The 24,278-nt window shown below is 40.5% G+C and carries 24 protein-coding genes; 14 read left to right on the top strand and 10 right to left on the bottom strand.

The features are described 5' to 3' along the window. Positions 1 to 39: 39 nt before the first annotated feature. From PX700_RS12595 to pspF, 7 genes are all read right to left on the bottom strand, one after another. Complete coding sequence (locus PX700_RS12595) at positions 40 to 525, bottom strand: VOC family protein (protein WP_479520882.1); 486 nt, start codon at positions 523 to 525, stop codon at positions 40 to 42. Between the two features lie 89 nt (positions 526 to 614). Beyond that, positions 615 to 1,376, bottom strand: a complete 762-nt coding sequence (locus tag PX700_RS12590; protein ID WP_415638202.1) for an ATP-binding cassette domain-containing protein — start codon at positions 1,374 to 1,376, stop codon at positions 615 to 617. Further along, positions 1,376 to 2,368: a peptide ABC transporter ATP-binding protein gene (locus PX700_RS12585; protein ID WP_166421609.1), complete on the bottom strand. Its 993-nt coding sequence runs from the start codon at positions 2,366 to 2,368 to the stop codon at positions 1,376 to 1,378. The genes PX700_RS12590 and PX700_RS12585 overlap by 1 nt, the downstream gene beginning before the upstream one ends. After that, positions 2,369 to 3,262: an ABC transporter permease subunit gene (locus tag PX700_RS12580; RefSeq protein ID WP_197119479.1), complete on the bottom strand. Its 894-nt coding sequence runs from the start codon at positions 3,260 to 3,262 to the stop codon at positions 2,369 to 2,371. Further along, positions 3,249 to 4,283 (bottom strand): ABC transporter permease, encoded by a 1,035-nt coding sequence (locus PX700_RS12575; protein ID WP_479520881.1) that lies wholly within the window; start codon positions 4,281 to 4,283, stop codon positions 3,249 to 3,251. The genes PX700_RS12580 and PX700_RS12575 overlap by 14 nt, the downstream gene beginning before the upstream one ends. Continuing rightward, positions 4,283 to 5,890, bottom strand: a complete 1,608-nt coding sequence (locus PX700_RS12570) for an ABC transporter substrate-binding protein (RefSeq protein ID WP_166421612.1) — start codon at positions 5,888 to 5,890, stop codon at positions 4,283 to 4,285. Before PX700_RS12570 ends, PX700_RS12575 begins: the two co-directional genes overlap by 1 nt. A gap of 15 nt (positions 5,891 to 5,905) precedes the next feature. After that, positions 5,906 to 6,970 (bottom strand): phage shock protein operon transcriptional activator, encoded by a 1,065-nt coding sequence (pspF, locus tag PX700_RS12565; protein WP_479520880.1) that lies wholly within the window; start codon positions 6,968 to 6,970, stop codon positions 5,906 to 5,908. A 186-nt stretch (positions 6,971 to 7,156) separates the two neighbouring features. On the opposite strand from pspF, the gene pspA reads away from it, so the two are divergent. The 9 genes from pspA (at position 7,157) to PX700_RS12520 (ending at position 15,585) form a co-directional block, all read left to right on the top strand. Beyond that, positions 7,157 to 7,816 carry a phage shock protein PspA gene (pspA, locus tag PX700_RS12560; RefSeq protein ID WP_197160136.1) on the top strand — a complete coding sequence of 220 codons (660 nt, stop codon included), beginning with the start codon at positions 7,157 to 7,159 and terminating at the stop codon, positions 7,814 to 7,816. A gap of 68 nt (positions 7,817 to 7,884) precedes the next feature. Further along, positions 7,885 to 8,118, top strand: a complete 234-nt coding sequence (gene pspB, locus PX700_RS12555) for an envelope stress response membrane protein PspB (RefSeq protein ID WP_024612319.1) — start codon at positions 7,885 to 7,887, stop codon at positions 8,116 to 8,118. Next, positions 8,115 to 8,516 carry an envelope stress response membrane protein PspC gene (gene pspC / locus PX700_RS12550; protein WP_415638205.1) on the top strand — a complete coding sequence of 134 codons (402 nt, stop codon included), beginning with the start codon at positions 8,115 to 8,117 and terminating at the stop codon, positions 8,514 to 8,516. The genes pspB and pspC overlap by 4 nt, the downstream gene beginning before the upstream one ends. Positions 8,517 to 8,579: 63 nt before the next feature. Then, a complete protein-coding gene (locus PX700_RS12545) occupies positions 8,580 to 9,998 on the top strand; it encodes a YcjX family GTP-binding protein (RefSeq protein WP_479520879.1) in 1,419 nt (472 codons plus the stop codon). Further along, positions 9,995 to 11,020, top strand: coding sequence for a TIGR01620 family protein (locus PX700_RS12540; RefSeq protein ID WP_479520878.1), 1,026 nt, complete (start codon positions 9,995 to 9,997; stop codon positions 11,018 to 11,020). The genes PX700_RS12545 and PX700_RS12540 overlap by 4 nt, the downstream gene beginning before the upstream one ends. A gap of 146 nt (positions 11,021 to 11,166) precedes the next feature. Continuing rightward, entirely contained in the window at positions 11,167 to 12,348 is a 1,182-nt protein-coding gene (gene megL, locus PX700_RS12535; protein WP_479520877.1) for a methionine gamma-lyase, read from the top strand. Positions 12,349 to 12,585: 237 nt separating this feature from the next. Further along, a complete protein-coding gene (phhA, locus tag PX700_RS12530; protein WP_002958327.1) occupies positions 12,586 to 13,383 on the top strand; it encodes a phenylalanine 4-monooxygenase in 798 nt (265 codons plus the stop codon). 37 nt (positions 13,384 to 13,420) lie between these two features. Continuing rightward, positions 13,421 to 13,765, top strand: coding sequence for a 4a-hydroxytetrahydrobiopterin dehydratase (locus PX700_RS12525; RefSeq protein ID WP_002958326.1), 345 nt, complete (start codon positions 13,421 to 13,423; stop codon positions 13,763 to 13,765). Between the two features lie 359 nt (positions 13,766 to 14,124). Further along, complete coding sequence (locus PX700_RS12520) at positions 14,125 to 15,585, top strand: hypothetical protein (protein WP_479520876.1); 1,461 nt, start codon at positions 14,125 to 14,127, stop codon at positions 15,583 to 15,585. A gap of 114 nt (positions 15,586 to 15,699) precedes the next feature. On the opposite strand, the gene dapD is transcribed toward PX700_RS12520, so the two are convergent. From dapD to map, 3 genes are all read right to left on the bottom strand, one after another. Next, on the bottom strand, positions 15,700 to 16,527 hold the full coding sequence (dapD, locus tag PX700_RS12515; RefSeq protein ID WP_002958324.1) for a 2,3,4,5-tetrahydropyridine-2,6-dicarboxylate N-succinyltransferase: 828 nt from the start codon (positions 16,525 to 16,527) through the stop codon (positions 15,700 to 15,702). 9 nt (positions 16,528 to 16,536) lie between these two features. Further along, positions 16,537 to 19,155 (bottom strand): [protein-PII] uridylyltransferase, encoded by a 2,619-nt coding sequence (gene glnD, locus PX700_RS12510; RefSeq protein ID WP_479520875.1) that lies wholly within the window; start codon positions 19,153 to 19,155, stop codon positions 16,537 to 16,539. 64 nt (positions 19,156 to 19,219) lie between these two features. Then, positions 19,220 to 20,005 (bottom strand): type I methionyl aminopeptidase, encoded by a 786-nt coding sequence (map, locus tag PX700_RS12505; RefSeq protein WP_197160164.1) that lies wholly within the window; start codon positions 20,003 to 20,005, stop codon positions 19,220 to 19,222. Between the two features lie 271 nt (positions 20,006 to 20,276). Between map and rpsB the strand changes: the two genes are divergently transcribed. From rpsB to PX700_RS12480, 5 genes are all read left to right on the top strand, one after another. Then, complete coding sequence (gene rpsB, locus PX700_RS12500; RefSeq protein WP_166421110.1) at positions 20,277 to 21,005, top strand: 30S ribosomal protein S2; 729 nt, start codon at positions 20,277 to 20,279, stop codon at positions 21,003 to 21,005. A 103-nt stretch (positions 21,006 to 21,108) separates the two neighbouring features. Further along, entirely contained in the window at positions 21,109 to 21,960 is an 852-nt protein-coding gene (gene tsf, locus PX700_RS12495) for a translation elongation factor Ts (RefSeq protein WP_024612405.1), read from the top strand. Between the two features lie 157 nt (positions 21,961 to 22,117). Next, positions 22,118 to 22,867, top strand: coding sequence for a UMP kinase (gene pyrH / locus PX700_RS12490; RefSeq protein ID WP_166421109.1), 750 nt, complete (start codon positions 22,118 to 22,120; stop codon positions 22,865 to 22,867). A 49-nt stretch (positions 22,868 to 22,916) separates the two neighbouring features. Further along, entirely contained in the window at positions 22,917 to 23,438 is a 522-nt protein-coding gene (gene frr / locus PX700_RS12485; RefSeq protein WP_231609641.1) for a ribosome recycling factor, read from the top strand. A gap of 76 nt (positions 23,439 to 23,514) precedes the next feature. Then, complete coding sequence (locus PX700_RS12480) at positions 23,515 to 24,276, top strand: isoprenyl transferase (protein ID WP_149591842.1); 762 nt, start codon at positions 23,515 to 23,517, stop codon at positions 24,274 to 24,276. Positions 24,277 to 24,278: the final 2 nt, after the last annotated feature.

Here is a 24,278-nt window from a genome sequence, read left to right as displayed (position 1 = left end):
TTTTAAAGCGCCTTTTTTATTGTCTGAATAAAGTGAGTATTAATTACCTCTGGCAATAAACTCAATCCGATTGCCGCTAGGCTCTCTAATCATCATATGTTGCGTTGGGCCTTTTCCTAAGTTCTCTGGTGCAAACTCTATAGTAATATTATTTTGTATTTTTAAATGCTCATGCAGCTCGCTTAACTTTTCAATACTCTCAACACTGAGTGCTAAATGGTGTAAGCCGACATTGTCTGCCCGATTAAACTCCACACGTTTTGCATCATTTTTAACGCGCCATAATGTAATGGTTATTTTATTGTTTGATAAAAAATAAGCAGGATAGGTTGGGTCATTTCCCAGCACTTTAAAACCAAGTACATCTGTAAAAAATACTTTAGATGAATCTAAATTGGACACTGTTAAACCAAGGTGATCAACACCGCCAACCCAATTTTTAACGTCTTTTGATGTATCAGCAATGGCAGAGGCAGACAAAAGGAGTAAGGGGGAAAGGCTAAGCAATAACGTGTTTTTAAGCATGAGGTCTCTTGTTAATTAAATAAAGTTAACAACAAGACCCATCTAAATACGGTTGCCTTACAAAAAAGGTATAAATTTATAAGCTGCTTTTAGCAGCACAGTAAACGCTGCGTTACTTTTGACTGGGGATTTTGAAAAACATCCTCAGTCGGACCGCATTCAACCATTTCACCTTTATCGAGTACAACCACATAATCACTGATGTGGCGCACTAGGCTTAAATGATGGGTTATCATCACGTACGTAAGGCCTGTATCGCGCTGCAGCTTAAGTAATAAATTCACTATTTGCGCGCGTATAGATGGGTCTAAAGACGAAACGGCTTCATCAAGCACAATCACCTTAGGATCTAAAATTAGCGCGCGAGAAAATGCTACACGTTGTAATTGCCCCACACTAAACATATGCGGGTAGTAATGCTTATGATCGATTAACAAACCCACTTTTGAAAGCGTTGCATCAATCTTTTCCGTTCGTTCGGCGTCATCAAGCTCAGTATTATATTGCAGGCAATCATCAAGCATTTCGCCAATGGTTAATCCCGGGTTGAGCGATGCAGCAGAGTCTTGAAAAATCATACGAATATGACGACATTGATTATCGCGTACGCCATTATCTTCAATAATATTATTCTCGAGCAAAATTTGCCCGCTATCAGCAGTATCAGCCCCTGAAAGTAGTTTTGCTAACGTACTTTTACCTGCGCCTGTTTCACCAATTATGGCAATACTTTCGCCTTTACCCACGCAAAACGAAATATTTTTAAGTACTTCAAATTTTTTACGTGAAAAAAGCCCAGCTCGCACATTAAATGTTTTTGATAGCGCTTGCACTTTGAGTAGCGGCTGCATTATTTCATGTCCTTAATTAACGGAAAATGGCACGCATAACTATGACCATGATGCTTAGTGAGGGTGGGAGTTACCACACAGGCTTTTTGTGCTTGCGGACAACGCGGCCCGAGGCGGCAGCCAATAGGCAAATGTTGCAGGGTAGGGATAGTTCCTTTAAGTGCATAAAAAGGTTCTTTATGCGCTAAACCTTGTTCGTAGTCTGGCAGGCTTTTTAATAATGCTTGTGTGTAAGGGTGGCGAGGCTGTTTAAATATTTCATGAGTTGGGCCTGCTTCAACCATTTGCCCGCAATATAAAACATGAATACCATGCGACCAATGTGCAATCTCTTCAAGTTCATGAGAAATCATTAAAATAGACATGTTTTTAAGCTGGTTTAAGCTTTTTAATAACCTAAATACTTGTGCGCGAGTTGTGCTTTCAAGCGCTGTAGTTGGCTCATCAGCTATTAATAACTTAGGCGTGCGAGCAATGGCCATCGCAATCATTACTTTTTGGCATACGCCTTCTGAGAGCTCATGAGGGTAACTGCTTAGTACCGCTTCGTGGTTTTTAATGCCCACCTTATGAATAAGTGCTTTTACTCTGTCTTTTCTTTCGCGGTTGCGTTTTAAAAAGAAACCTTTAGTTGCGACCTCTGGGAGTGTTTCGGCAATTTGATCAAATATTTTAGCGGTTGGGTCAAGGCAGCGGCTTGGATCTTGGTAGATCATCGCTATATCTTGGCTTACTATTTTACGGCGTTTCTCTGGGCTTAAACGCATTAAGTCTACGCCGCGCCAATGTATACGGTCGGCAGTAATATCCCAGCGTTCGTTCAATACACCAATAATCGCTTTTGCTATTAGGCTTTTACCAGAGCCAGACTCGCCTACAAGCGCATGTACTTCACCTTCTTTTAAGCTAAAACTCACTCTGTCTACGGCTCTAATTACAGTTTCAGAGGTACGTAGTTCAATTGTTAAGTTACGAACATCGAGTAATTGCATTTAATCAGCCTTACGTGCTTTAAGCACTTGACGCAGGCCATCGCCTACTAAATTAGTAGATAACACAGCTAAAAATAGTAATACACCAGGCAGCGCTACAGTCCACGGCGCTAGATAAATAAGGCCTAAGTTTTCGGCTAATATTGCGCCCCATTCGGTTGTTGGTGGTTGAGCCCCTAATTTTAAAAACCCCAGTGCTGAAATATCTAATATAGCGGTAGAAAGTGCCATCGTGAATATAACCACAATATGTTCATAAATATTAGGGAAAATACCGCGCGATATAATATGCCAATTAGATGCGCCATCGAGTTTAAATGCGGTAATGTAATCTTTACTTAATTCATCAACAATTAGGTTACGCACTGAGTGAATAAACTGCGGCAGTAGCGCTAAAATAATCGCCCATACGGTATTCATTAAACCTGGGCCGAGTATGGCGATTATGATTATTGCCAATAACAAAGAAGGAATAGAAAGCGTTATATCAAGCAAGTGATTTAAAAAGCTTGAACGTAGCCCTTTACTAATTCCTGCAAAAGTACCCACTAATACACCAAAAATAGTGGTGATTAGGGCAGCTACAACAGAAAGACCAAATGTATACGTAGCACCATTCATTAAGCGCGATAGTACATCACGGCCTAAATCATCGGTACCTAAAAGAAAGCGTACATCGCCCATTTCTCGCCACGATGGCGGAATAAGCAGTGCATCACTGTGTTGTTGGTTTACACCATACGGGGCTAAAAAAGGAGCGGTGGCGGCTAATAGTGCAAACGCCATAAATATCCATAAACCAACCAAAGCAGGGTGGTTATTTTTAAATTTTCGCCAAAGTCGCGCGAGTGGCGATTTATTCGACTCTTCAGAAAATAAATTAAACTTTGCCATGAGCCTGATTCCGCGAGAGTGGATCGAATAAAGTGTAAGTAAGTTCAGCTGTAATAGAAGCTAAAATAACAAATAAAGATACCGCCATTAATCCGCCTTGAATTGCAGGAAAGTCACGCTGATAAATACTATCGATTAACCATCGGCCAATACCCGGCCACGAAAAAATAACTTCGGTAATCATCGCAAGCGTTATTAGCGTACTAAATTGCAAACCAATTTGCTTAATTACCGGCAGTAATGCATTACGCAGTGCATGGTGCATGATAAGTTGACGGCGGTTAAGGCCTTTTGCCCTAGCTGTTTTAATAAAGTTTTGATCCATTACCTTAAGCATCGACTCGCGAGTAAAGCGAATTAATACGGTTGTAGGATACATAGCAAGTACAATTGTAGGGAGCGTTAAATGGCGCAGCGCATCAACAAAAGCCATGCCTTTATACGGAAAGCCAGCAAGTGCAATATCAATTAAAATAAACCCAGTACTGGCGGGTATTTCGTAAAGGAGTCCCATTCTCCCCGACATAGGAAACCAGCCAAGCTTTAATGAAAAAACCATTATTAATAACAATGCGAGCCAAAATACAGGCATTGAATAACCCACCATAGTGGTCGAGTTTATAAGCTTGTCGGGCCAACGTTTATGATAGCCAGAGCCTAAAATGCCAGTCGGTACACCAATAACAATCGATACAATTAATGCGTATACGCTTAGTTCTAAAGTAGCCGGTAGCAAATCAACAATATGGCTAAAGACGCTGTTACCCGAGGCAAACGAAAGCCCCCAATCACCCTGAAATATTCGCCCTAAAAAGGCAATGTATTGCATAAAGTAATTGCTGTTGTATAAATATTTGTCTTCAAGCTCACTATGCTGTGCAAAGTTACTGCTCGGTATGCCACTTAAATTACTCAGCGGATCACCGGGAAATAAATACGCCAGCGAAAACGTAAATACACTAAGCATTAGTATCATAAAAAGGAATAAACCAAGGCGACGTAAAATATAATCTAAGATCATTATTTTTTCCTCGCATTGGCAAGCGAAATAGCGCCAAACGGGCCAAGTGTTATGCCTTCCACATCGGCGCTACTCGCTTGAAAGCGCAGGCCATGAGCAATAGGCAATAACGGCAGCTCTTTAATAATCAAACTTTGTGCATCGTCGTAGTATTTTTTACGTTTGTTTAAATCAGTGGTGTCGAGTGCTTGAGTAAGCAATAAATCAAATTGGGGATTACACCAGTTTGCTGGGTTTTTGCCACTAAAAGTAGCGGTACAACTGAGCAGTGGGCTAAAAAAGTTATCAGGATCGGGCGTATCTGCCGCCCAACCAAGTAACACACTGTCGTGCCTGTGCTCGCCAATACGCTGAATAAACGTGTTCCACTCATATTCTACAATGCTTACATTAACGCCTACTTTGCGCAAATCGCTTTGCATAAGCTCAGCCATTTTACGTGCGTTAGGGTTATAAATACGACTCACAGGCATGGCCCATATTGTCATATCAAAGCCATCAGGTAAGCCTGCTTCAATAAGTAACTTTTTAGCAAGTTCTGGATCAAACGTAGGAATATCTTCTTGTGGCTCAAACGCCCAAGAGGTTGGTGGCAAAATAGATTGTGCGCGAGTACCGTTACCGTAATAAACCGCCTGCATTATTTTATCTACATCTATTGCATGCGCGAGTGCCTGGCGTACGCGTAAATCGTCAAACGGGGCACGTTCTGTATTAAACGCCCAATAACCTATATTTAAGTTTGTTTCTTTTTCGATATTTATATCATCGCGTTGAGCTAAAATACTTAATTGCGCACTACTTGGGTGAGCCGTTACATCGCACTCTTTAGTCAGCATTTTGGCTATGCGCGCAGTGCCATTAGGCGTTATGTCATAAACCAGTTGCTCAAGAGCAACGTCATGCTTCCAATAAAGTGGATTACGATAAAAGCGTACAAGGTGATCTCGGCGGTATTCTTTATAAATATACGGACCGGTACCAATTGGGTACTGATCAAATAAGTTTTTTTGATTATTTTTCTTAAGTTTCATGGCGTATTCTTCTGAAAGCACCACAGCAAAGTCGGTAGCCATATTGGCTAAAAAGCTACTTTCAGGATTAAACAATTCAAAACGGACTTGATAGTCAGACACGCGGACAATTTTACGAATGAGTTGATCAATCCCCACACTTTGAAAATACGGGTAATTGGCATCGCCCACAAAGTGATATGGATTATAGACATCGAATAATCGGCTAAAGGTAAATATAACGTCGTCGGCGTTAAAATCTCGCGATGGGGTAAAATAAGAAGTTGTATGAAACTTTACATCTTTACGCAGGGTAAAGGTAACCGATTTACCATCTTTACTAATTTTCCAATCGGTCGCCAGCTCACTTTGAAACTCTGCAGTGACAGGGTCAATGCTAATTAAGCGGTCGTATAACTGGTTAGCAATTATATCAATAGTTGAACCGGTGGTCGTGACTTGCGGATTAAACGACACAGGGTTGGCTTCAGCGCAGTAAACTAAGCCTTGGTTTTTTTCTTCTATGATTTCTTCTTTGCTATCAAGGCAACCAACTAAAGTGGTGGCAAGCAAAACAAGTAATAATTTATGCACCCGCATAACCTCTGACTATTGTTGATCCAACAAGTTGTATTTTTTAAGATAACCACGTAATTGATGATACGTTAAACCAAGTACTTCTGCAGTTTTCTTTTGATTAAATTGGCTATGTTCGAGCGCTTTATTAATCATGTTTATTTCAAAGTCGTTTGAACGCTCTTTTAAGCTACACGGAAATTGAATATCAAGGGTTATATCTGCGCTTGCTTGAGCAATCGGCTGCGCAACCACAATAGGCTCTGCATTAACAGTTTGAGTCGCTATAGGCGCTTTAATACGCGCTTTTGGCCTAAAAGGGCTGTCGAATGGGTCTAAAATAATCTGGTGAACGGGGATATGTTCACTACCGTGGCGATATAAGCTTCTTTCAACGACATTTTTAAGTTCGCGAATATTACCAGGCCAATCATAACTAAGCAGTGTTTCTGTTGCGCTTCGGGTAAAACCGCTAAAGAGTTCCCACTCTAAATCGCGCGCCATATTCATCGCAAATTGTTCAGCAAGCAGCATAATATCGTCTTGACGTTCGCGCAGCGGTGGCAGGGTAATTACATCAAAGGCGAGGCGGTCAAGTAAGTCACTTCTAAATTCACCTTGCTCAGCCAAATAAGGGAGGTCTTCGTTGGTAGCACACACTAGGCGTGTATCTACTTTTACTGTTTGTTTGCCGCCAACTCGTTCAAACTCACCGTATTCTATAACGCGCAGTAGTTTTTCTTGTACCATAGCTGAGGTATTAGCTAATTCATCTAAAAACAGTGTGCCGCTATTAGCGCGTTCAAAACGACCTTCGTGACGTTTACTTGCCCCCGTAAAAGCACCGCTTTCGTGGCCAAATAACTCACTTTCGAGAAGGTTTTCGTTAAGCGCTGCACAGTTAAGCTTTACGTAGTTTTGCTCCCAACGTTTTGATAAAAAGTGTAAGCGCGCTGCAATTAGCTCTTTACCTGTGCCGCGTTCACCAATAATAAGTACCGGTTTATCTAAATTAGCCAGTTGCGATACCTGATCTAATACAGACAGAAAGCTGTCTGATTGGCCGAGTAAATTATCCTGTTGGCGATATTGGCTCATATTTCCTAACTCTTGGTCATTTTTACTAACAGTTAGTGTATTTCATAATTAGGGATAACTAAAGAAATTTGTATATTTAGTTTAACGTAATGAAAATAAAGTGTATTTTAACTTTTAAAAAGTTGGCAAGCATATTGATACTAGTTATAGCAGACTAACTAAGTTTTAATTACAGAGGTAAATGTTATGGGAATTTTTTCACGTTTTGCAGATATTGTTAATTCTAATATCAACGCCATTTTAGATAAAGCAGAAGACCCAGAAAAAATGGTTCGTCTGATTATTCAAGAAATGGAAGATACGCTTGTTGAAGTACGTTCTACATCAGCTAAAACATTAGCTGAGAAAAAAGAAATCGTACGCCGCCTAGATACACTTAAAGCACAAGTAAGTGATTGGCAAGATAAAGCCGAGCTGGCTTTAAGTAAAGACCGCGACGATTTAGCGCGTTCAGCTCTACTTGAAAAGCAAAAGTCTGCAGATGCAGTTACTTCAGTAGCGAGTGAACTTGAACATGTAGAGTCTCATATTGAGAAACTACAACAAGAAGTAACGACACTACAAGAAAAGCTAGCAGATGCGAAATCACGTCAAAAGGCAATTATACTTCGCCAGCGTTCGGCTGAGTCGCGCCTTGAAGTGAAAAAGACACTTGATAGCTCAAAAGTAGAAGACGCACTTAATCGCTTTGAACGTTACGAAACTAAAATTGATGGACTAGAATCTCAAATTGAGTCTTACGATTTAGGTAAAAAGACGTTAGCGGATGAAATTGCTAATCTACAAAAAAATGAAAAGATAGATGATGAGCTAGCCGAACTTAAAAAGAAGCTAGCTGATAAATAACTTATAAAGGGGTACTTAAAGTGCCCCACTGCTTAAAAAACATCAAAACGGATTGTCAGGAGAGGATTATGTTTGATCCAGAGATATTAGTTGCACCATTTATTTTGTTTATGATTTTTGTTGCTCCGCTGTGGTTAATTTTACACTACCGTAGCAAAAAACAAGTAAGCCAAGGTTTAAGTGAACACGAACATCGCCAGTTACTTGAGCTTGCACATAAAGCCGAAAAAATGGCCGACAGAGTCGAAACACTAGAAGCATTGCTTGATCAAGAGTCACCACAATGGAGACGCAAAGTATGAGTGCCAAACGCGAATTATTAAGAGACCCACAACGCGGTAAAATAGCCGGCGTATGTGCGGGATTAAGTGACTACTTTAATATGGAGTTATGGTTAGTTCGCATTATATTTGTTAGTGCGGTACTGCTAACGGGTGGCCCATTATTTGTGGTAGCGTATATTGCAGCCTGGTTTATTTTAGATAAAAAAGAGCCCGCAACAGCGCAAACTAACAGCTCAACTAAAACTGACGATCCACTAGAAGTAAAATTTAAAGTATGGCAAAAGGGTGAGCCACCGCGCCGCGCATTGCAAGATTTAAAAGAGCGCTTAACGCGTGTAGATGTTCGCTTACAAGATATGGAACGCCATGTTACTTCAAGTGAGTTTACGGTGAGCCGTGAAATTAACAAACTTTAAAGGATTTAATAGCACCTTATTTGCAGCGTGATAAATTACGGCAAATTAGGTGCAAGACACTTTATGAGCCAATCATTTGCAAAAAAGACCTTTAAAAGTATTAAAGGCAAAGCACAAAAAGCCCTTCATCGCAGTTTAGACCAACACGTAAAACTTGCCGTAACAGGCCTAAGTGGTAGTGGTAAAACAGCCTTTATTACCGCGCTTGTTAAACACTTAACAACCCAAGCGGACGATAAAAACTTACCTTTTTTTGATGTAATGCGAGAGCACCGCCACATTGCCACTAAAGTTGTTCCGCAAGAGGCGTTAAAAGTCCCTACATTTAATTATACGCGCGCGCTAAGTTCATTATTACCCAGCGATGGGATGCCTACGTGGCCTGCATCAACCGAGCGTATTAATACACTACGCTTAGCAATAAAGTATCAGAGTAACTCAGGGCTGCGCGGCCACTTTTCGCCGCAATCAACGCTTTATTTAGATATTATTGACTACCCGGGTGAATGGCTTCTTGATTTACCTATGCTTGAGCAAAGCTATGCTCAATGGTGCGAGCAGCAATATCCGTTACTAACTCAGCCTTCGCGTGTAAATACATCAAGTGATTTTCTAGCGGCTGTTGAGCAACTTGATTTAAATGCGCCTGTAGATGAAAACGCACTTGCTCATATTGCTCAGCTTTATCAAAGCATGTTAGTAGGGCTTAAAAAAGATACCAAACTTGCCATGTTACAACCCGGGCGCATGCTTATGCCTGGCGACTTACAAGGCGCGCCATTGTTATTGTTTTTTCCGGTATCGGGTGAAATAAACAGTGACGATGTTGTTGCGGGTTCTAATTTAGCGCATTTAATTAAGCGTTTTAACGCCTATATAAAAGAAGTTGTAAAACCATTTTATAATGAGCATTTTAGGCACTTTGATCGCCAAATTGTACTTGTCGATGTACTGAGCGCATTAAACGAAGGGCACGAAACACTCCAAGAGCAAAGCAGTGTAATAAACCAATTACTCGCACACTTTAACTATGGCGAGTCAGGCTTTTTTAAACGTTTGTTTAAGCCCAACATAGACAAAATATTATTTGCAGCTAATAAGTCAGATCACATAAGTGCAAAACACCATAAAGATTTAGCACTACTACTTGATTCGCTCGTGCATGAACAAAGTAATCATTTAAAGTTTGATGGTGTGCAAATAGAAACCATGGCTATGTCGTCAATTACAGCAACGCAGCCGCGCCAAATTACCGACAAAGGTCAAACGCTTGATTGCATTTACGGTAAACCGTTAAACGAGCCTGATTGGCTTACGTATTTACCGCCGCAGCCTCCCAAGCGGATGCTTAATAAAAGTGAGTGGCCAGCACAGGGATTTGAGTTTTTATCGTTTTCTCCAATGCTGAGCCCTGATAAACAACTAAAACATATTCGATTAGATCATGTCATGCAGTACCTGCTAGGAGACAAATTAACATGAGTGAGTCAAACCAACCATTTCAAGCAGGGCGTCGTATAGATACGCAAAGCATTGAGCAAAACGAACCCGTTTTAGCACCTGCAAAAATTATTCAGCACGGACAAAGTGATTACGAAGAACTTGAAGATGAAGCACTCGAGCCAGAAATTGATCTTGAGCCTGTGTACAAAAAGTCCAAGTGGCAAACGCTTAAAGGTGTGTTTGCTATTAGTTTTATAGTACTGGTGCTTTTAGAATTTGCGTACTCGTTAGTCTTTGCTTTCGAGCAGTCAATTATTTTAGGCAGTGTTTATTTAACTGCGGTTGTAAGTGGTGTGCTGCTAATAGGGCGCTTACTATGGCGAGAGTACCGCATGCTGCGCAGTTTAAAGCGCAACCAATTGCACCGAGTTGAAGCCGACAGGCTTTTAAACAGCGAACAAGTAGGCGGTGCATTACCTTGGCTCGAAAAGCTTAATAAACACCAAGAGCTTGATAACTTTGAAACCTTTAAAAACCAAGTAGCGACGCATCACAGCGACAAAGAAATAATGACGCTGTACGCAAATAGTTTATTAATAACCCAAGACACTAAAGCTAAAAAGCTTATAAATCGTTTTGCGACTGAATCTGCACTGCTAGTTGCCCTAAGCCCACTTGCGCTGGTGGATATGATGGCTGTGCTTTGGCGCGGTACTAAGTTAATAGAACAAATTGGTAAAATTTACGGCATTGGTTTTGGCTACGCAAGCCGTATAAAGTTATACCGCATGTTAATAAGGCAAGTGATGTTTGTAGGCAGTGCAGAGCTTGTATCTGACCTTGCTGCAACTGCATTAAGTGCTGAGCTTTTAGGTAAGCTTTCGGGACGAGCTGCACAGGGCGTAAGCGCGGGTATTTTTACTGCACGTATTGGGTACAAAGCAATGGAGCTTAGTCGCCCATTACCACGGCTTGAAAACAAACGCAGCTTACTAAAAGGCACTGTACAAAGCATTGCAGGTAAAATTATGAGCCGCAAAAAGGCGGAATCAACGCAATAAAAGAGTGGCAATATTTGTGTACAAACGTGCGCTGCATAGTTTTTACACAAATAGCCATCTGAGCATCCGGCATGCTTGCTGTTTGTAAGCGCATACGTTTTGATTGTTGAATCGCAAAAACATAATAATCAAAAAACGAGCCTACAATGAGCAAGCATCATATAAACACCCAGTGTATTCACGGACCACAAAAAGCAAACGACCCGCACGGCGCACTTACTTCTCCTTTGTATCAAACCTCTACCTTTCATTTTGAAAACGCCGCACAAGGTGCTGCGCGTTTTGCAGGCGACGAACCTGGCTATATTTATACGCGTTTAGGAAACCCTACAACCACAGAGCTTGAACAAAAAGTTGCCCAACTAGAGAGCTGTGAAGCAGCTGCTGCAACTGCAACAGGTATGGGCGCAGTATCTGCCTCAGTACTGAGCTTTTTATCGCAGGGCGATCACCTCGTAGCCTCAAGTGCTTTGTATGGTTGTACCTTTGCGTTTTTCTCGCATATGTTGCCGCGCTGGGGAATCGAAGTCACGTTTGTTGATATGACCAACGAGGACGAACTACGCGCTGCCATTAAACCTAATTCAAAAATGATATTTGTAGAAACGCCAATCAACCCCACCATGGCGGTTATTGATTTAGCACTCATTGGCGCAGTTGCTAAAGAGCACAATTTAATTAGTGTGGTCGACAACACCTTTTTAACGCCGCTACTGCAATCACCTAAAAAATACGGTATCGACATCATAATGCATAGTGCGACCAAGTACTTAAATGGTCATGGTGACGTAGTCGCCGGTATTGTATGTGGATCGCTTGAGCACATAACACACATTAAAATGACCGTACTAAAAGATATTGGTGCAACCATAAGCCCGCACGACGCATGGCTAATTAATCGAGGCTTAAAAACACTCGCCATTAGAATAGAGCGCCATTGTCAAAGCGCACAAACGGTAGCCGAGTATCTAGAAGCGCACCCACAAGTAACTACCGTATATTACCCAGGGCTTAAATCGCACCCAGGTTATAAGTTTATTGGTAACCAAATGAAAGCCGCTGGTGGTGTTATTGCATTCGAAATAAAAGGTACGCTACAAGATGGCGCACAATTTATTGATAGTATGAAACTTTGTACACTTGCAGTAAGCCTAGGCGACGCTGAAACACTGATTCAGCATCCTGCATCTATGACTCACTCGCCTTATACGCCAGAGGAGCGAGCTGCCGCTGGAATAAGTGATGGGCTGATCAGGCTCTCGGTTGGGCTTGAAGATGTTAACGACATTATTAGTGATTTAGACCAAGCTTTTACTAAAATTGGTTAGGTGTATTTAATTGTGTACACATAAAAACAAGCTACAAGCCTTTAATTAAAGCTCTGTATTTTTAATGTGCCACAGGTGTAATTATAAATTTACGATTGCAGTGATCGTGCCAAATACTGATGTTAGCCTATCTATTAAACTTTTCTTCACTTTTGCATAGTATGGGGTCATTCGATACTCAACAGGTTTGAGTATCACACTGACACCGATTTAGGGCTCACACCCAAGAAGGTACTTATGGCTAAAGCAAGTAAATACACATCCAAAACACCAGACGAAAATGGTGTTATACATTGGAGTGATGAAGAAAATAAAATTTGGTCTGAGCTTGTAGCGCGCCAACTTGCGTGCATAGAAGGCAAAGCCTGCAATGAGTACATGCAAGGGTTAAAAAAGATTAACCTGCCGCACGATCGTATTCCGCAGTTAAGCGAATTAAACGAAGTATTACTTGCCACTACCGGTTGGCAAGTAGCGCCAGTGCCTGCGCTTATCGACTTTGATGAGTTTTTTAGATTACTAGCAAACAAGCAGTTTCCGGTAGCTACATTTATTCGTAGCCGCGAAGAATTTGACTACCTACAAGAGCCAGATATTTTTCATGAAATATTTGGCCACTGCGCCATGCTAACTAATCCTGACTTTGCCGAGTTTACGCACAAGTACGGACAATTAGGTTACGCAGCGCAGAAAAAAGACCGTGTATACCTTGCACGTATATACTGGTTTACGGTTGAATTTGGTTTAATGCAAACCGAAGATGGCCTGCGTATTTACGGCGGCGGTATTTTATCAAGCCCAGGTGAAACCCAGTACGTATACTCAAACACGCCAGAAATCAGCCCAATGAATGTGCTTGATGTACTGCGTACGCCATACCGAATTGATATTATGCAACCACAGTACTACACCATAAATTCGATTCATGATCTGTTTGATATATCGCAAATGGATATTATGACTTTGGTTGAGCGAGCTAAAGAGCTTGGTTTGCACGACCCAAAATTTCCACCGAAAGAAAAATTAGCCAGTTAAACATTAATGCTAAAAAAGCTAAAAGTAAGGATTTAGAATGTCTTCATTAAGTGCACAAAAATGCGAAGCCTGTCATGTAGATGCGCCAAAAGTATCTGACGAAGAGTTAGCACAATTAATTACTAAAATCCCAGACTGGGTACCAGAAGTACGCGATGGCATTATGCAGCTTGAGCGTGTTTATAAATTTAAAAACTTTAAACAAGCTATCGCGTTTACTAACAAAGTAGGCGACATGGCAGAAGACGAAGGCCATCATCCAGGTTTATTAACCGAGTGGGGCAAAGTAACCGTTACATGGTGGAGCCATTCAATTAAAGGTCTACACAAAAACGATTTTATTTGCGCAGCTAAAACAGACGACGTATTTAACGCGCTGTAAGCCAAACTAATTGAGCAAACCAAAAAAGCACTTGTTTTGTAAGTGCTTTTTTGGTTTTGGGAGATTTTTCCGTAGGTTGGGTTGAGTGAAACGAAACCCAAAGAATTATACAGTTACTGTGCTTTAAGTTGACTCGATATATATTAATAATAAATGAATTTTATTTTTTCTTGAGATTATGGAAGCTTCTTTACTAATTGGATACTTAAAATATATATGTTTTTTTAAGAACTGATTGTCACCTTGCCTTGGAATTATGATGTATATTACAGTTATATAAGCTTTTTATAATAGCCGTTAACATAGTGATTTTCTTTAAAGCTTAACTATAATATCGATCTGAACAGGAATGTTATTTTATGGAAACCAAGGATAATAGCTTATTCGCAATTAATGTTATTGATTCAATTAAAGTTGATGAGTCTATTAGGAGGTTCACGAAAGTTGTTAATGAACAATATTTTCAAATATCGAGCAAGTCGAAAAGAATAAAATATAACCAAGATATTGTTGATCAAAATTTGATTGAAAATGAACTTTCTCTATTAGAAAAAACGAATTATGAACTAGCTGCTCTTACTGGCGAAAGAATAATTCTTTTTGATAAGCCGTATTTGGTCTCTGAAGTATTTTGTTATAACGATAAAAATATAACAGATGAAAAGAGTCAGGCTTTAAGGCTTATTTCTTATAAACATACTATAAAAAAAGTTATTTTTGCAAAAAGGATGCCTACCAATATAAGAAACCCTAGAATTCAAGGCAATCTTAAATATGTAGTAGATGAAGTTATTTTGGGCGCTATATTACCTACCCATAGCACTTTTATGTTGGCTGAGGCTCTAGACCTTGAAGCTTATTATCACGATGGGAAAATACTTACAAAAATTGCTCAAGCTCATGAAGATATAATTTTATCATCTAATATCTTAAAAGAAGAGGTTGATGGAGAGGTCTTTAAGGTTAACAATTTTCTTAGCGAGCAAAAGAAAAGGCTAAATTCACTTGAATCACAACTTGAATCTTCACTAAATGAAAAAAACCGCCTAGAACACAGCATAGAGAAAGAAACTAAAATAATTGAACGTATTCGAGCTGATATTAAAAGTGAAACAAATAGTTTAGAAGAAACTCAAGCTGAGAACGATAAAAAAAGTAATCAACTGAAGGTTCTACAGGGTCAAATTGAGTCAGAGAGAAGTCAATTTAAACTTGTTAAAGAACAATCTATAGATGCATCGGAACAGCTAAACACCTCTAGAGACGAACTAAGTAACTTACAAGAGCAATTAATTAAAGCAAAAGCTGATATAAATGTAACAACTCTAGACATGAAGGGCTTTTCTGCTGAAAGTAAAGGTCAAATTGAAAAATACTATTGGCTTTCTTTAGGCCTGATTTCTTTTTTAGCTGCTATATTTACTTGTCTATATCATAACGCGGTTACTTTTTCTGATTTGTTTGATGCTAATCCAAAAGTTTCGGCTTGGAATATACTTTTGAGTCGTCTGCCCTTAATTACAGCAACAACGTTAATAATTGGTACCGCATCAGCTTTATTATTCCTACTCATTAAAAATATTGTTTCAGTTAGTGAAAATAAAATGAATATGTTAAAAGCTTCAATATTAGCGGAGCAAATAACTGGCTCTTTGCCTAAGAGTGGTATGAGTGATGATGAAATAAGGGATTTTAAGAGGAATACAAAAATAGAACTGGTCATGAGCATTTTTTCAGAAAAAACTGAAAGCATCAAAGAAGAAAAGCAAATTGATATAATTAAACAGTTAGTGGAAGCGATTAAGTCATTCAAGCCATAAACAAAAAAGCTCCAAACCAAAGGCTTAGAGCTTTTCTATATACAATTAAAGTTTAGCTAAAACACTTAACTTTAAAGTATCGTTGGGTTTCGTTTCACTCAACCCAACCTACGATTACTCATCAATTGAGCGTAGTAGGGCGTTGATGCCTACTTTTTCACGTGTTTGCTTATCTACTTTTTTCACGATGATTGCAGCGTAAAGGCTGTGGGTGCCATCTTTTGACGGTAGTGCGCCTGGTACTACTACTGCGCCTGCTGGTACGCGGCCGTAGTGAATTTCGCCGGTTTCACGGTCATAAATACGGGTGCTTTGGCTGATGTAAACGCCCATTGAAATTACAGCGCCTTCTTCAACTATTACGCCTTCCACAATTTCAGAACGTGCGCCAATAAAGCAGTTGTCTTCAATGATAGTCGGGTTAGCTTGCAGAGGCTCTAAAACGCCGCCTATGCCAACGCCACCTGATAAATGTACGTTCTTACCAATTTGTGCACACGAGCCTACAGTCGCCCATGTATCAACCATGGTGCCGTCGTCAACGTATGCACCAATATTTACGTACGATGGCATAAGTACGACGTTTTTACCTACAAAGCTGCCTTTACGTGCTACAGCGTTTGGTACTACGCGCATACCGCCTTGCTGAAACTGCTCTGGGGTGTAGTCGCTAAATTTAAGCGGTACTTTGTCGTAAAACTGGTTTACGCCATCGTTCATTGGTTGGTTGTCGCGAATACGAAACGACAGTAACACTGCTTTTTTAAGCCACTGGTGTACAACCCATTCACCTGATATTTTTTCAGCAACGCGTGCAGCGCCGCTATCAAGTAAATCAAGTGCGTCGATAATAGCTTGTTTTACGTCGCTTGATACTGTGCTTGGGCTAATGCTATCGCGGTTGTCCCATGCGTTTTCAATCATCGTTTTTAAATCTGACATGTGTGTCCTCTATTCTGTTTCGGCGTTGAATTTTTTACGTAATGCCTGATGAATTTTTGCTTGCTCTTCATCAGTCAGCGCTTGGTATTCGTTATTAGATACAACAAAGAAATCCTCGGCACGTTCACCTACGGTGGTAATACGGGCAGCGTGAATGTGTAGTAAATGCGCTTGGAAAACTTCGGCTATTTTGGTTAGTAAACCTTGAATATCGACAGCTTGAATTTCTATTAAGCTGCGATCTTTACGTGCATGTGGGCGCAGTACAATTTTAGGTTTAATATTAAAATCTTTAAAGCGTTGAGTTCGGCTCTTTTTAAAGCGAATTTTTTTACGCGGATCGCTTAGCGCTTGCTCAAGTCCACGTTTAATTGATTGCGCTCTACCACTGGCTATAGGGTCGCCGCTCACTTCAAGTATTACAAAGCTAAACAGTATATAACCGTCTTTTGTGGTCAGTACTTGAGCGTGTTGTATTTGTGCTTTTTTAGAGCCAATTACGCTCACTAATCTGGCAAATAATGCGCCAGAGTAAGGGCTGTATACAAATACTTGCGTACCGCCATGCATCGCTTTGTTAGACACAATAACACTTGGTTGGCTTAAATCGGGGCTATTTAATAAATGCTCGGTTTGCCATGATATTTGCTGCTCACTAAAAGCGGTATAATAGTTGGCTTTAAAGCGGCTCCAAATTAAATCAATTTGTTCCTCTTGATAACCTAAATTAAGTAGACGCTGTTTAGCTTGATGCTTTTTGTCGCGAATTTGGTCGCGTTGATCCATTGGGTTTTCGAGCCCTAAGCGCAATGCGCGTTGCGTGTGTAAGTATAGTTCACGCAGTAGGGTGTTTTTCCAATCGTTCCATAAGTTGTCGTTGGTTGCACGTATGTCGGCAACCGTTAAACAATATAAATAGTCGAGTTGGCGCTCTGTTTTAATACGTGTAGCAAAGTCTTTTATTACAGCAGGGTCGTTAATGTCTTTACGCTGCGCGGTAACCGACATAAGTAAATGGTTACTTACAAGCCATGCTACTAGCTTAGCATCAGCCGATGAAAAGCCATGCAATTTAGCAAAAGCTATGGCATCAACAGCGCCAAGTTCTGAATGGTCGCCACCTCGGCCTTTAGCAATATCATGAAATATACCGGCTAAATAAAGTAGTTCTGGTTTATCCATTCGAGTGACTATTTCACTACAAATAGGAAACTCGCTAATGCCTGTTTTATCAAAATATTCGTAAATATTTTTGATTAATTTGTGAGTGTGCTCATCTACGGTGTAGGCGTGAAATAAATCAAACTGCATTTGCCCAAATATATTACGCCACTGCGGTAAGTAGGCGGCAAGCATGCCGTGCTTGTGCATCAGCGTAAATGCGCGTCCCATGCCATTAGGGTGTTTAACTAAGCGTAAAAATGCTTCACGGCAGGCTGCGTAATCTTGCAAATCGCCCAATAAACGACGGCGCACCTGGCGAATGGTACGAATAGTACTTGGGTAAATATGGGTTATTACTGGGTTGTCGGCTATGTGCTCAAACAATACAAAGAGTTGGTCGCGTCTAAAAAATACCGACGGATCTTTTACGCGTATTTGGTGGCCCACTTGTTCAAAGTTTCTGTCGAGTTCTATCACCGTTTTTTCACTACTTTCGGGCATTATACTTTGTTCAAAGTATGAAAGTAGCATTTGGTTAAGCTCGCGCACACGGCTCATTATTCTAAATAAGCGTTTCATCATACGCTCAACAGACGCTTTACCGTCGCTACCAAAACCTAAAATTTCGGCGGCTTGCGGTTGATGATCAAACAATAAGCGGTTTTCAGCTCGCCCTGCTGCTAAATGCAGTGCAAAGCGAATGTTCCATAGGTTTTCTAGGCACTCTGAAAGCTCTTGAAACTCTTCATGAGTTAAATATCCGTGGCTTATTAACTCTTGCAGGGTTTCAGTTCTAAAGTGCTTTTTAGCAACCCAAATAATGGTTTGTAAATCGCGCAGACCACCGGGGTTTTCTTTAATGTTTGGTTCAAGATTATACGCGGTACCGTGGCACTTTCTGTGGCGTAAGTTTTGCTCTTGAACTTTAGCAGTAAAAAATTCACCAGAGCGCCATACGGGTGTTTCAAGAATATGCATTTTGAGCTTTTCAAACTCAATGTGGTTACCAAAAATAAGGCGGCTTTCGAGCAAGCTGGTGGCAAAAGTAACATCTTCACGTTTTTGCTCAATGGCTTGTTCTATGGTGCGCACGCTGTGGCCAATCTCTAAGTTGAGATCCCATAGCATGGTGACAAACTGGCCTATTTTTTCGCATATTTCTTCGCTTGGCGGTTTAGTTACAAGCAATAAAAAGTCGATGTCGGAGTAGGGATGTAGCTCGCCACGTCCGTATCCGCCTACAGCAATTAGCGCTAAATCAGGTTCATGCGCTAAGTCGTAAACATGAAACAGCTTTATGAGTAGGCGGTCAATAAACTCAGCCCGGGCATTAATTAAATTCCCAACCGGTTGTTTAGAAAACTCGTTATGTAGCCATTTATAAAAATAGCTAGAACAATCGCGATAATCATTAAGTTGCTCAGCATCGCTAAGCAACTTTTTTACTTTGTTGGGTAATGCCACGTGGGCTGGCTCCTTGTTGAACCTTTATTTTGATAAGTATTTTTATCAAATGGTTCGGTTTTTATTAGTGTTCGATAATCCTGTCGATAGTATCATCTGATCGTAGCGTTAAAATTTCAACACCATTTTCAGTCACTAATAAAGTATGTTCCCACTGCGCAGACAAACTACGGTCGCGTGTAACTACTGTCCAATCATCTTTAAGAAGCTTACATTGGCGTTTACCCGCATTAACCATAGGTTCAATAGTTAAACACATACCTGCTTTTAAGGCTTCGCCAGTACCGGCTTTACCGTAATGCATTATTTGTGGCTCTTCATGAAATCCTGCGCCAATACCATGGCCGCAATACTCACGTACAATTGAGTAATTAAAGCTCTCTGCATATTTTTGAATTGCTTCACCAATATCACCTAAGCGCACACCTGGTTTTACCATTTTGATAGCAAGGTATAAGCTTTCTTGCGTTACTTCTGCAAGACGTTTACCTTGAATGTTTGGTGTACCAACGTGGAACATTTTAGATGTGTCACCGTGGTAACCATCTTTAATGACCGTTACGTCAATATTTACGCTGTCGCCTTCTTTTAATGCTTTGTCATTTGGAATTCCGTGACAAATAACATGGTTAACTGACGTACAAACTGATTTTGGAAAGCCATGATAATTTAATGGAGCAGGGATTGCTTGTTGCACATTAACAATATAATCATGACAAAGTGTATTTAGCTCATCGGTGGTAACACCTGGCACTACATGAGGGCCGATCATTTCAAGTACATCGGCCGCTAAGCGCCCAGCTACGCGCATTTTCTCTATTTCTTCAGGGGTCTTGATAATAGCGCTCATTGAGGCTCCAAAGTTGAGTTTTTAACATTTGTCGCAGAACAAATTTTGCACGCGACGTTGAGTATTTAATTTTAATATGGTATAAAGCGCGCCGTCTTTTTACAAATAAATTCTTAAATGATTTTTTGTATTTAAGGCAAACACAATTTTATTTTAACACACACACGTATCGTCACATACACTTGGGTGCATTAGAAGTTTAATTACTTCGGTGTTGGTGCTATGGGATATGTGGAGGCCTAACCCTAAACAACTATAGAGGATCTATAAAATGGCAAACGTTTCAATGCGCGATATGCTTCAAGCTGGTGTTCACTTTGGTCACCAAGCACGTTACTGGAACCCTAAGATGAAGCCTTTCATCTTCGGCACACGTAACCGTGTACATATCATCAACCTTGAGCAAACTGTACCAATGTTCAACGACGCACTTAAGTTTTTATCAGGTGCTGCAGCAAACAAAGGTAAAGTTCTTTTCGTTGGTACTAAGCGCGCAGCAAGCGACGCAGTTAAATCAGCCGCTTTAGAAAGCGACCAGTTCTTCGTAAATCACCGTTGGTTAGGTGGTATGTTGACTAACTGGAAAACTGTACGTCAATCAATCAAGCGTCTTAAAGACCTTGAAGCACAAAGCCAAGACGGAACTTTCGAGAAGTTAACTAAGAAAGAAACGTTAACGCTTAACCGCGAAATGGAAAAGCTTGAAAAGAGCCTTGGTGGTATCAAAAACATGGGCGGTCTTCCAGACGCGCTTTTCGTTATCGATGCTGACCACGAGCACATTGCTATCCGTGAAGCAAACAACCTAGGTATTCCAGTTGTTGCAATCGTAGATACTAACTCTAACCCAGACGGTGTTGATTACATCGTACCTGGTAACGATGATGCTATCCGTGCTGTAAGCCTTTACACTAGCGCTGTTGCAGCTGCTATTACTGAAGGCCGCGAGAATAACATCGTTGCTCAAGCTGAGAAAGACGATTTCGTTGAAGCTGAGTAATTAGCTGTCATCAAGTCTTCATCTTTTTAAGGTGAAGACTTGCTATTCTTGTCGAGCGGGTAACCCGCTTATCTAACCTGATTTCAGATTTGAGGATTTACTAATGGCTGTAACTACTGCCCTAGTTAAAGAATTACGCGAGCGCACAGGCGCTGGCATGATGGATTGTAAAAAAGCGTTAACTGAGACTGATGGCGACATCGAGTTAGCGATTGAAAATATGCGTAAAAGTGGCGCTGCTAAAGCTGCTAAAAAAGCAGGTAACATTGCTGCTGAAGGTACTATCATCATCAAGCAAAACGCTGGTGTTGCAGTATTAGTAGAAGTTAACTGTCAAACAGATTTCGTTGCAAAAGACGTAAGCTTCTTAGCATTTGCTAATAAAGTTGCTGACGCTGCAATTGCTGACACTATCTCTATCGAAGACTTACAAGCTAAGTTTGAAGAAGACCGTGTTGAGCTAGTTACTAAAATTGGCGAAAACATCAATGTACGTCGTTTACAGTACGTAACTGGTGAAAACCTAGTTGAGTACCGTCATGGCGATCGTATCGGTGTTGTTGTTGCGGGTGTTGCTGATGAAGAAACACTTAAGCACGTTGCAATGCACGTTGCTGCATCTAGCCCTGAATACCTAACACCTTCAGATGTACCTGCTGACGTTGTTGCTAAAGAAAAGCAAGTACAAATCGAAATCGCGATGAATGAAGGCAAGCCTGCTGAAATCGCTGAGAAGATGGTTGTTGGCCGTATGAAAAAATTCACTGGTGAGGTTTCTCTTACTGGTCAAGCTTTCATCATGGAACCTAAAAAATCTGTTGGCGATATTCTTAAAGAGAAAAACGCAACAGTTACTAGCTTCGTACGTGTAGAAGTTGGTGAAGGTATCGAGAAGAAAGAAGAAGATTTTGCTGCTGAAGTTGCTGCTCAAATTGCTGCTGCTAAAGCTAAGTAAGATTACTATTTGTGAAGCAAAAGGAAATTAGATGCAATTAAAGTACTATTTGGTTTTGCTTCGCAGCTAGAAATTCTTTAAAATAACCGCGCTTTTATGTTTAACATAAGCGCGGTTATTTTTTATCCATAATTCAATAAAAGTTGGCCCCAATACTATGATTATCAATCGCAAACCTATTTTTAGACGTGTTCTTCTCAAATTAAGTGGTGAAGCTTTAATGGGAGACGCAGGCTTTGGCATCGACCCTAAAGTTTTAGATCGTATGGCTCAAGAAATTAAAGAGCTAGTAGAACTCGACGTAGAAGTGGGTTTAGTTATTGGTGGAGGTAACTTTTTACGCGGTGGATCACTTGCAGAAGCAGGTATGAACCGCGTAGTAGGCGATCACATGGGTATGCTTGCAACGGTTATGAACGGCCTTGCAATGCGTGATGCGCTACACCGTGCATTTGTAAACTGTCGTTTAATGTCGGCTATTCCGCTTAATGGTGTATGTGACGCTTATAACTGGGCTGAAGCAATTAGCTTATTAAAAACTGGTCGCGTTGTTATTTTTGCAGCAGGTACAGGTAACCCGTTTTTTACTACCGATTCTGCAGCGTGTTTACGCGGTATCGAAATTGAAGCGGATACTGTAATTAAAGCGACTAAAGTTGATGGCGTATACAGTGATGACCCGGTTAAAAACCCAGATGCGACGCTTTATACCCATTTAAGCTACAATGAAGTTATTGACAAAGAATTAAAAGTTATGGATTTAGCGGCGTTTACTCTAGCCCGCGATCATAAAATGCCATTGAGCGTATTTAACATGAATAAATCAGGCGCGTTAAAACGCGTAATTATGGGTGAAGCGGAAGGAACACTTATTTCTTCACAAGCCTCAGATGAAATAATCAAATAATTAGGATTAAACCGTGATTAACGATATTCAAAAAGACGCGCAAGCGCGCATGCAAAAAAGTGTAACAGCACTAGGTAGTCAACTATCTAAAATTCGTACTGGCCGTGCACATCCTGCAATTTTAGATGGCATTATGGTGTCGTACTACGGTGCACCAACTCCTTTAAACCAAGTTGCTAACGTAACAATTGAAGATTCTCGTACACTGGCTATTGGTGTGTTTGATAAGTCTTTGGCGCAAGCTGTTGAAAAAGCAATTATGGCGTCTGACTTAGGTTTAAACCCTATGTCAGCAGGTACTGTTATTCGTGTACCACTTCCTCCTCTTACTGAAGAGCGTCGTAAAGATTTAATTAAAATTGTACGCGCTGAAGTAGAAGGCGGCCGTGTTGCTATTCGTAACATTCGTCGTGATGCTAATGGCGATGTAAAAAGTTTATTAAAAGAGAAAGACATTTCTGAAGATGAAGCGCGTCAATCAGATGATGCAATTCAAAAGCTTACTGATAAGTTTATTAAAGAAATGGATACTCTATTAGCGGCTAAAGAAACAGAATTGATGGAAATCTAAACAGCTAATTTTATTAGTTTTGAAACGCCGTCTAGGGTATACTAGGCGGCGTTTTTTTATGGAATAGTCAATATTTATGGTTCTAGATGCTGATACAATTTCACAGCAAAGTTTACCCAAACATGTAGCTATCATAATGGATGGGAACGGACGTTGGGCGCAAGCTAGAAATAGACCTCGTGTGTATGGGCATAAAAAAGGCGTAGACGCAGTTCGTCAATCTGTTCAGTTTTGTACTAAATTAGGGATACAATCGTTAACCTTATTTGCTTTTAGTAGTGAAAACTGGCGCCGCCCAGAAGACGAAGTAAACACTTTGATGGAGCTTTTCTTATTTGTTTTAACAAAGGAAGTTAAAAAGCTTCATAAAAACAATGTAAAACTGACCATTATTGGAGACTTATCACGATTTTCTGAAGGATTACGTAGCAAGGTAGACGCTGCGCATAAGCTGACTGAAAATAACACCGGGCTGTGTTTAAATGTAGCAGCTAATTACGGTGGTCGTTGGGATATGGCGAATGCGGCTAAACAACTTGCTTTGCAAGTTGCGCAGGGCACACTTAACGCAGAAGATATTACAGAAGAGCGCTTAGCACAGCATATGAGCATGGCAGATCAGGCCGAGCCTGATTTACTTATTCGCACTGGTGGCGATGTTCGTATTAGTAATTTTTTACTATGGCAAGTTGCTTATGCAGAACTTTACTTTACCGAGACACTTTGGCCTGATTTTAATGAAGCAGCATTTGCTGAGGCCATTGCGTGTTACGTTGCCAGAGAGCGACGTTTTGGTTGTACGGGCGAACAAATAAAACAATTACTCGCTCAAACCTGAAT

The organism is Pseudoalteromonas sp. TP27 (assembly GCF_056470645.1).
The sequence above is the reverse complement of the archived record's forward strand: the minus strand, read 5'-3'. Positions and strand labels throughout refer to the sequence as shown.

What these genes read in the sequence shown, in the direction of transcription:
- PX700_RS12545 (WP_479520879.1), top strand. Translation starts at nt 8,580, where the DNA reads ATGAGCCAATCATTTGCAAAAAAGACCTTTAAAAGTATTAAAGGCAAA.
- PX700_RS12525 (WP_002958326.1), top strand. Translation starts at nt 13,421, where the DNA reads ATGTCTTCATTAAGTGCACAAAAATGCGAAGCCTGTCATGTAGATGCG.
- PX700_RS12595 (WP_479520882.1), bottom strand. Translation starts at nt 525, where the DNA reads ATGCTTAAAAACACGTTATTGCTTAGCCTTTCCCCCTTACTCCTTTTG.
- phhA (WP_002958327.1), top strand. Translation starts at nt 12,586, where the DNA reads ATGGCTAAAGCAAGTAAATACACATCCAAAACACCAGACGAAAATGGT.
- rpsB (WP_166421110.1), top strand. Translation starts at nt 20,277, where the DNA reads ATGGCAAACGTTTCAATGCGCGATATGCTTCAAGCTGGTGTTCACTTT.
- tsf (WP_024612405.1), top strand. Translation starts at nt 21,109, where the DNA reads ATGGCTGTAACTACTGCCCTAGTTAAAGAATTACGCGAGCGCACAGGC.
- PX700_RS12520 (WP_479520876.1), top strand. Translation starts at nt 14,125, where the DNA reads ATGGAAACCAAGGATAATAGCTTATTCGCAATTAATGTTATTGATTCA.
- pspA (WP_197160136.1), top strand. Translation starts at nt 7,157, where the DNA reads ATGGGAATTTTTTCACGTTTTGCAGATATTGTTAATTCTAATATCAAC.
- pspB (WP_024612319.1), top strand. Translation starts at nt 7,885, where the DNA reads ATGTTTGATCCAGAGATATTAGTTGCACCATTTATTTTGTTTATGATT.
- dapD (WP_002958324.1), bottom strand. Translation starts at nt 16,527, where the DNA reads ATGTCAGATTTAAAAACGATGATTGAAAACGCATGGGACAACCGCGAT.
- megL (WP_479520877.1), top strand. Translation starts at nt 11,167, where the DNA reads ATGAGCAAGCATCATATAAACACCCAGTGTATTCACGGACCACAAAAA.
- PX700_RS12590 (WP_415638202.1), bottom strand. Translation starts at nt 1,376, where the DNA reads ATGCAGCCGCTACTCAAAGTGCAAGCGCTATCAAAAACATTTAATGTG.
- PX700_RS12580 (WP_197119479.1), bottom strand. Translation starts at nt 3,262, where the DNA reads ATGGCAAAGTTTAATTTATTTTCTGAAGAGTCGAATAAATCGCCACTC.
- PX700_RS12585 (WP_166421609.1), bottom strand. Translation starts at nt 2,368, where the DNA reads ATGCAATTACTCGATGTTCGTAACTTAACAATTGAACTACGTACCTCT.
- pspC (WP_415638205.1), top strand. Translation starts at nt 8,115, where the DNA reads ATGAGTGCCAAACGCGAATTATTAAGAGACCCACAACGCGGTAAAATA.
- frr (WP_231609641.1), top strand. Translation starts at nt 22,917, where the DNA reads ATGCAAAAAAGTGTAACAGCACTAGGTAGTCAACTATCTAAAATTCGT.
- PX700_RS12575 (WP_479520881.1), bottom strand. Translation starts at nt 4,283, where the DNA reads ATGATCTTAGATTATATTTTACGTCGCCTTGGTTTATTCCTTTTTATG.
- PX700_RS12540 (WP_479520878.1), top strand. Translation starts at nt 9,995, where the DNA reads ATGAGTGAGTCAAACCAACCATTTCAAGCAGGGCGTCGTATAGATACG.
- PX700_RS12480 (WP_149591842.1), top strand. Translation starts at nt 23,515, where the DNA reads ATGGTTCTAGATGCTGATACAATTTCACAGCAAAGTTTACCCAAACAT.
- pyrH (WP_166421109.1), top strand. Translation starts at nt 22,118, where the DNA reads ATGATTATCAATCGCAAACCTATTTTTAGACGTGTTCTTCTCAAATTA.
- pspF (WP_479520880.1), bottom strand. Translation starts at nt 6,970, where the DNA reads ATGAGCCAATATCGCCAACAGGATAATTTACTCGGCCAATCAGACAGC.
- map (WP_197160164.1), bottom strand. Translation starts at nt 20,005, where the DNA reads ATGAGCGCTATTATCAAGACCCCTGAAGAAATAGAGAAAATGCGCGTA.